The sequence below is a fragment of the Brevundimonas diminuta 3F5N genome (genome assembly GCF_900163625.1).
Lineage (GTDB): Bacteria > Pseudomonadota > Alphaproteobacteria > Caulobacterales > Caulobacteraceae > Brevundimonas > Brevundimonas diminuta_A.
In genome coordinates this window covers 47067-53545 of sequence record NZ_FUIE01000011.1, presented here as the reverse complement: position 1 = coordinate 53545, position 6479 = coordinate 47067, and the positions used below count along the sequence as shown (strand labels likewise).

Below are 6479 nucleotides of genomic sequence, written 5' to 3'. Positions count from 1 at the left end.
CAATCCATGTGTTTCTCCATATCCATCTTCCTTCTCCCCTTGAGGGAGAAGGTGGCCCATCAGGGCCGGATGAGGGGTGTCGACGCGAGGCCTGCCTGGAAGCCGTCAACCCGCTTCCCCGCACCCCTCATCCGTCTTGCTCCGCAATCCACCTTCTCCCTCAAGGGGAGAAGGAAACCCGCTAGAGCGCCCGCAACCTCGGCTGCGTCTTCCCGGCCAGCAGCAGATGCGTCAGCGCCCAGACCAGGGCATCCGCCCGGTCGGGGCTCTTGGTCCCCGGCGCCTCGCTCCCCAGCGCCATCATCTCTTCTTCCAGCGCCGGAAACGCGCCGCAGTGGACCACCCGCCCCTGCTCGTAGAGCGCCGCCACCGGCTCGGCCCGCGCCTTCTTCGACCGACTGGCATGCACCAGCCTCACCTGCGCCGGGCAATCCGCCTGCCCCAGCAGGGTCCGCACCATCTCCCCGCCCTGATTGGCCTCGGCCAACACCAGGTCAGCCTCGAACTCCCGCGCCGTCTCGGCTGCGCGCCGCGCCCATCCGGCGGGCGACAGTCCCCGCGCCGAACGATCGGCCAGCACATAGCCCGTCCTGTCCCTGCGCCCCGCCGCCACGATCCCGCAGGCGTCGCCGTGGGCGCTGGCCGGCGGATCGACCGCCACCACCACCCGCTCGAACTTCGCCGGACGCCCGCCCCGCGCCCGCGCCAGATCCTCGGCCCGGAACAGGGCGCCGTCGGCCTCGACCACCAGCCCCTCCATCTCCTGCGCCTCCAGCCGCGTCCCGGCGTAGAGCGCCTGCAGATGCCCCAGAAACCCCGGCGCCAGATTGTCCGCATTGTCCTTGGTCGCCAGCCGCGCCTTCACCACCCCCGGCTCAACCAGCAACCGCCTCAGCGCCGGGATCGGACGTGGCGTCGTCGTGATCGCCAGCTTCGGGTCCGCCCCCAGCCGCAGCCCGAACCTCAGGTTCGACAGCGTCGCCTCGATGTTCCTCCAGGCGCAGAATTCATCCGCCCACGCCGCATGAAACTGCGGCCCGCGCAGACTGTCCGGGTCTTCGGCTGAAAACGCATAGGCCGCCGCGCCCGAGGGCCAGACCAGCCTGCGCCGCCCCGCCTCCCAGCGCGGCCGGTTGTCGCCCGGCGCCTGCGCCTTCAGCCCCGACGGCCCCTCGACCATCACCTCGCGCACATCATGCAGCGCCGGCCCGACCAGGGCGAAGGTCCGATCCTCCGCCTTGGCCAGTTCGTTCATCCAGAACCCGCCCGCAAACGTCTTGCCCGACCCGCGCCCGCCCAGAAGCACCCAGGTGCGCCAGTCCGCGTCAGACGGCCAGACCTGTTCCTCGTTCAGCCTCGGCGTCGCCCTCAGCAGGCGCAACAGCTCCCCGCGCGGCGCCTGCGTCAGCCGCTGTTGCGCCAAATCCCTTGCGCTCTGCGACCCCGAGAAGATGATCGAGACGAGACTGCAGCTCTGCCCGCACGGTCCGTTCTTCGTCGTCGGTGATGTCACGATCGTCTTCGCTCATTCCGTCCTCTTCAGGGTCGCGAGGTTTGCGAGGGGACGCGGCCGCCAGCGCCGCCACCGACCTGGCCGTGCGGGCCAGCACGCCGATGGCGCGCCCCCGCTTCTCGGCCTCGGCCACGTCGGCCGGAGGCTCCGCGGCGGCCACCACGGCGATCGCTTCATCGGTCAGTTGCATCAACCGCCCCAGCGCCCCGTCCAGCCACTGCGCGACCGCCGCCGCCCGCTCCGCCTCGTCCCCTTTTCTCGCCATGACCGAACCATAGCGGACCAGCGTCCTCAGGCTGACAAACAGCCTCCAGAACTTCCCAAAGCCGGGAATTTACAGGGATCGACGCCCTCGGCCGCGATAGCCGGAGCGGAACGGCTGGCGCCTAGACCGCCATCGCGGGCGGTTCGTCGCAGGACAGCCACCGCGTCAGGGCGGCGGCCAGCTCGGCGATCTGGATCGGCTTGGCCAGATGGCCGTCCATCCCCGCCTCGAGGCAGCGCGTCACCTGCTCGGCCTGGACGTTGGCCGTCAGGGCCAGGATCGGCGTCCGCCGCCCGGTCCCCGCTTGCATCCGGCGAATCTCGCGCGTGGCCTTCAACCCATCCATGACCGGCATGTGCACGTCCATCAGCACCAGATCATAAGCGCCCGAATGCACGGCGTGGACCGCCTCGGCGCCGTCGGCCACGGCGTCGATCTCCAGCCCCAGATTCCGCAGGATAGCGCTGACCAGTTCGCGGTTGGCGGCCGCGTCGTCGGCCATCAGCACCCGGCCGCGGATCGCAGAGTTCGCCGTCTGCCCCTGACGTGTCTCGACCGCATCGTCTTCGGCCTCGGCCACGGCCAGCGGCGCCTCGAACCAGAAGGTCGAGCCCTGCCCCGGCGTGCTGTCCACCCCGATCCGCCCGTCCATCAGCTCGACCAGACGGCGTGAAATCGCCAGCCCCAGCCCCGTCCCGCCATAGACCCGCGTCGTCGAGGCGTCGGCCTGGGTGAAGCGGTGGAACAGTTCGTCGATCTTCTCGGCCGGAATGCCGATGCCGGTGTCGCTGACCGCTGCGCGCATCCGCCACAGACCCTTCTCGTCAAACCGCCCGTCCAGCGTCAGCGTCACCTCGCCTCGCGCCGTGAACTTCACCGCATTGGACAGGAAGTTCAGCATCACCTGGCGCAGCCGCCCCTTGTCGCCGGTCAGGCGCGCGGGCGTATCGGCGGCCACCACCACGCGCAGGATCAGACCCTTGAGCGAGCACTGGCTCTCCACGATGGCGGCGGCCCCGTCCACCAGGGCCCGCGTGTCGAACGGCTCGGGGTCCATCTCGATCGCGTCGGCTTCCAGCTTGGAATAGTCGAGGATGTCGTTGATGACGCCCAGCAAGGCCTCCGACGCCGTGGCGATGCGCTCGACATAGATGCGCTCTTCCGGCGGCAGATGCTCCGACCCCTGCAGCAGGCCGGAGAAGCCGATCACGCTGGTCAGCGGCGTCCGCAGCTCATGGCTCATGTTGGCCAGGAATTCGCTCTTGGCCTGCACCGCGGCCTCAGCGGTCTCCTTGGCTTCCAGCACCTCCGCCTCCAGCGCCTTGCGCTGGGTCATGTCGCGGATCACCACCACCACGTCATCGACATGGCCGTGTTCGTCTCTCAGGGCCTTGAAGGTGCATTCGACCCAGACGGTCTCGCCGTTCTTGTGCACCGCCCGGTGCTCCAGGCGGGTCGGCTCTCCGCTCTTGACCGCCTTGCCGATGGCGCCCAGCACCAGGTGGCGGTCCTCGGGGTGGACATAGTCGGTCGACTGCCCCGTCATCTCTTCAAAGGTCCAGCCCAGAAGCTGCTGGATCGCCGGCGAGATGTATTTGCTCGACCCATCCATCTTGACCCGCGTGATGACGTCGCCGGTGTTCTCGGCCAGCAGGCGATAGCGTCGCTCATTGGTCTGGGCCGCCCGCAACAGGCGTTCACGCTCGGTCACGTCCTGCATGACGCCGAACATGGCGATCACCCGGCCGGTGGAGTCCTTCTCCGTCGCGCCCTCGGCCGCCACGACGCGCTCGACGCCGTCGGTCCCGACCAGCCTCAGCTTGAAGGTGTAGCCCTCGCCCGTCTTCAGCGCCCGTTCGACCAGGTGCTGGATCTCGGCGCGGTCATCCTGATGATAGTGGCTGAACACATCCTCCAGCGTAGGCGAGAAGGCGCCCGGCGCGATCGCATGGATGCGATAGATCTCGTCCGACCAGGTCACGGCCCCGGTCATGACCTCATACCGCCAGCGCCCGACCCCGACCATGTCCTCGGCCAGGCGCAGCGTCTCCAGGCGCGCCGCCTCCTGACGCATGGCCTCGGCATGCTCCATCAGTTCGCCCGCCAGCCCGGCCAGCTCGCGGATCAGCCGCAGCTCCGTCTCTGTCGGCGCCGGACGCGGCTTGACGTCCATCACTCCGATGGCGCCCGCCGCGCGGCCGTCGGCCCCGCGCACCGTGGCGCCCAGGAAGAAGCGCACGCGCGGCTCGCCGACCACCATGGGATGATCGCGATAGACCGGATGCTCCAGCGCATCCTCGACCACCACCACGGCGTCGACGCCCATGCCCGCCAGGGCGTGGCTGACGCTGCTCATGCGCGGAATGCTGGTCTCGTCCAGGCCCACGCCGGACAGGAAGACGGCGCGGTCCTCGTCCAGCACGGTGATCATGGCGTGGGGCGCGCGGAACGCCGCGCAGGCGATCGCCGTCAATCGATCGAAGGCGTCACGCCCGCCTGCCGTCGACTTCGATTGTGTTGCGACAATAGCCATCTTGGTCCCCACCCTGGCCCGCTTCCAACGAATTATTCGTTAGCAACGCCCCGTTCGCCCATCCATTCCGGCGCTTCGAAGTCCAGCGCGTCCTCCGGCTCCTTCAGCGCCAGTTCCGAAATCGTCTGACGCCGCACCGACACCCCGGCCGTGTGCACCGTCTCCGGATCGCCAGACACCAGCGGGTGCCACCAGGCCAGCGTCCGCCCCTCATGCAGCCGACGATAGCCGCACGACAGCGGCATCCACTTCAGCCGCTCGATGTTGTCGGGCGTCAGTTGCACGCAGTCCGGCACCTCGGCCTGGCGCTGGGCGTAGTCGGTGCAGGTGCAGCGATCCGGGTCGAACAGCTTGCAATGGACATGCGTCGGAATGATCTGGCCCGAGTCCTCGTCCTCAAACCGGATGACGCAGCACAGGCCGCAGCCGTCGCACAGACTCTCCCACTCGGACGGAGACATCTCCGCCAGGGTCTTGGTTTCCCAGAAAGGCTTGGGCGACGTGGAATTCATGGGCGCGCCCTATACGCCCCAAATCCCCGTCTGTCGCGGCTTCAGTGACTGACGCTCTTGGAGAAGACGTTGATCACCACCACCCCGCCGATGATCAGCGCCAGACCGATGATCGCGGGCGTGTCCAGCTTCTGCTTGAACAGGAACACGCCGATCACCGAGATCAGCACCACCCCCAGCCCGCTCCAGATCGCATAGGCCAGCCCCACCGGCATCTGCTTGAGCGCCAGGGTCAGCAGGTAGAAGGCGATCCCGTAACACACCGCCAGCCCCGCCGTCGGCCAGGGTTTGGTGAACTGCTGCGACTGCTGCAACAGGGTCGTCCCCATCACCTCGAAGCCGATCGCGCCCAGCAGGGCCAGCCAGGTGGTCAGGTTCACGCGCCCGCTCCCCCATACGCATCCGTCAGCAAGCTGCCCGGCGTCAGCAGCGACAGCAGGGCCTTGCGCTGCTCCGGCGACATCTCATGCGTGCCGAACAGATCCGTCATCCACAGGCCGTCGGCGATCAGCCGCAACATCAGGGCGTCGTCCTTGCCCGCCAGGTCTTCGGGATCGTCGGCGGCCAGGGTCCGCATCGCCGCCCGCCAGCGCGGGATCAGGTTCGGCTCGATGGCGCAGGCGGCCAAGGCCGCGCGGCCGATGCTGACGTCCCGTTCGGTCGCCGGTTCGTTGACGACCGCCCGCAGATAGGCCCTGGCGTTGCGGCCATAGGGGTTGGGGTCGCGCGCCGCCTCGGCCAGCACCGCCGCCATCATCTCGGACGCCAGATGGTCGATCACGCCCTCCAGCAGGGCCTGCTTGTTGGGGAAGTGATGCAGCAAGGCGCCCTTGCTGAACGGCAGGCGGCCCACCACAGCATCCAGCGTCACCGCCATCGCCCCCTGGTCGGCGGCGATCTCGATGGCCATTTCTATGATCTGGCGGCGAGTGTCTTCAGGCGTGCGGCGGAAGGTCTGCGTGTCCATGACGCTTTACATACCAACCGGACGGTATGCGTCAAGTCAAGACTCGCTCAAGCGCGACGCGCCCGTCGCCGGGCCAGATACACGCCGATCACCGCCGCCACAGTCAGGGCCATGCCCAGGAAGACGGCGCCCAGCCCCATGAAGACGGTGGCGAACAGCTGCCCCATGAACCCCTGTCCAACGGCGATCACCGTCTGCGGCCCCTCCTGACCGTCATAGTCGGCCGAGATTCTGTAGGCTCCGGCCCGCTCGACGCTGAACACATTGATCGCCTCTCCCTGACGTCCGCCCATTGAATAGGTCGAACTTCCCATGGGCGCGCTTACGGCCACCGGCGCGCCGTCCGCCGCTTCGACACGGACGGTCAGACCCGCCACCTGATCGACCGCATAGACCCGGCCGTCGACGACGCTGCGGTATTCCAGAAAGACCGTGTGCCGGCCGGGCTCCAGCGTCAGTTCGCGCGCGCCCGGCACGACGATCTGCTCCAGCCCGTCGTCCAGCTTCGGCAGTTGCGTGAACAGCACCACGCCCATGGCCGCGAACCCGCAGATCACGGGCAGCACCGCCGCCGCGTACCAGCCCCGACCTGGCCCCTTCTTCCCGGCGCGATCATCTCTGGCTGAAGCGCTCAGATCCATTCCATCCCTCCGTCGTCGTCGCCCGACTACAGCCCGCCGATGAGGAAG

General features: G+C 68.4%; 7 protein-coding genes. All 7 read right to left on the bottom strand.

The window, feature by feature from the left end; translation table 11 throughout:
* Nucleotides 1–181: 181 nt before the first annotated feature.
* Complete coding sequence (locus FM111_RS01505; RefSeq protein WP_256968045.1) at nucleotides 182–1381, bottom strand: DNA-packaging protein; 1200 nt, start codon at nucleotides 1379–1381, stop codon at nucleotides 182–184.
* Entirely contained in the window at nucleotides 1326–1778 is a 453-nt protein-coding gene (locus FM111_RS01500) for a hypothetical protein (protein WP_087138969.1), read from the bottom strand. Before FM111_RS01500 ends, FM111_RS01505 begins: the two co-directional genes overlap by 56 nt.
* Before the next feature lie 121 nt (nucleotides 1779–1899).
* Nucleotides 1900–4311, bottom strand: coding sequence for a PAS domain-containing protein (locus FM111_RS01495; RefSeq protein WP_143276021.1), 2412 nt, complete (start codon nucleotides 4309–4311; stop codon nucleotides 1900–1902).
* Between the two features lie 32 nt (nucleotides 4312–4343).
* Entirely contained in the window at nucleotides 4344–4823 is a 480-nt protein-coding gene (locus FM111_RS01490) for a YcgN family cysteine cluster protein (RefSeq protein WP_087138967.1), read from the bottom strand.
* Between the two features lie 41 nt (nucleotides 4824–4864).
* Nucleotides 4865–5197 carry a DMT family transporter gene (locus tag FM111_RS01485; RefSeq protein ID WP_179204983.1) on the bottom strand — a complete coding sequence of 111 codons (333 nt, stop codon included), beginning with the start codon at nucleotides 5195–5197 and terminating at the stop codon, nucleotides 4865–4867.
* Nucleotides 5198–5199: 2 nt separating this feature from the next.
* Nucleotides 5200–5790 (bottom strand): TetR/AcrR family transcriptional regulator, encoded by a 591-nt coding sequence (locus FM111_RS01480; protein WP_087138965.1) that lies wholly within the window; start codon nucleotides 5788–5790, stop codon nucleotides 5200–5202.
* A 47-nt stretch (nucleotides 5791–5837) separates the two neighbouring features.
* Nucleotides 5838–6431 (bottom strand): hypothetical protein, encoded by a 594-nt coding sequence (locus tag FM111_RS01475; RefSeq protein WP_143276020.1) that lies wholly within the window; start codon nucleotides 6429–6431, stop codon nucleotides 5838–5840.
* Nucleotides 6432–6479 lie beyond the last annotated feature (48 nt).

Bases quoted from the DNA above. Each gene is read 5' to 3' on its own strand.
- FM111_RS01500 (WP_087138969.1), bottom strand. From the start codon at position 1,778: ATGGCGAGAAAAGGGGACGAGGCGGAGCGGGCGGCGGCGGTCGCGCAG.
- FM111_RS01495 (WP_143276021.1), bottom strand. From the start codon at position 4,311: ATGGCTATTGTCGCAACACAATCGAAGTCGACGGCAGGCGGGCGTGAC.
- FM111_RS01490 (WP_087138967.1), bottom strand. From the start codon at position 4,823: ATGAATTCCACGTCGCCCAAGCCTTTCTGGGAAACCAAGACCCTGGCG.
- FM111_RS01480 (WP_087138965.1), bottom strand. From the start codon at position 5,790: ATGGACACGCAGACCTTCCGCCGCACGCCTGAAGACACTCGCCGCCAG.
- FM111_RS01475 (WP_143276020.1), bottom strand. From the start codon at position 6,431: ATGGATCTGAGCGCTTCAGCCAGAGATGATCGCGCCGGGAAGAAGGGG.